Raw genomic sequence first — 517 nt, forward strand, 5'->3', positions numbered from 1 at the left:
TATTCACGTACAAGCCCCGGCCGTGCCGGAGTACTGCCGCTGCACCCCGGCGGAGACGACGCCTTTCTTGAGGAATCCGGTGTCGTCCACGATCAGGACGCCGTCCGGGGCGCCGAGCCGCTGGGCCACATACTCCTGCACGTCGTCCCGGAGTTCGTCGGGGTCCCATCGGCTTCGCGACAGCAGGTGCTGCAGTCCGTACGGGCCGTTGTGACCGGCGTACTCGGCCAGCTGCCAGCTGTTCTTGCGGCCGACCGGGCCCAACAGGCCCCGGACGTAATCCCGCATCCGGCGCCGCACCTCGACTCGGCCGAACCGTCCGCTTACCCGCAGGAACAGGTCCTCGAGCTCGGCACTCCAGCGTCCCGTGACAAAGTCCGCCATCATGCCCCGAGCCTGCACGTCCCGGCCCGCCATCCATGACGGCTTCCCGGAACCGGCCCCTGAGGAACCGTCAGCCCGCTAGGCTCGAAAGACCGCCCCTGACCAGCGAGAATGATGAAGTACCACTGGAGTA

1 pseudogene is annotated in these 517 nt (G+C 67.5%); it reads right to left on the reverse strand.

From position 1 onward, the window contains the following. Positions 1-15: 15 nt before the first annotated feature. Positions 16-387 (reverse strand): annotated as a pseudogene (locus tag ADK54_RS15710) (transposase); the annotation flags it as partial. Positions 388-517: the final 130 nt, after the last annotated feature.

This window comes from Streptomyces sp. WM6378 (genome assembly GCF_001279695.1).
GTDB lineage: Bacteria > Actinomycetota > Actinomycetes > Streptomycetales > Streptomycetaceae > Streptomyces.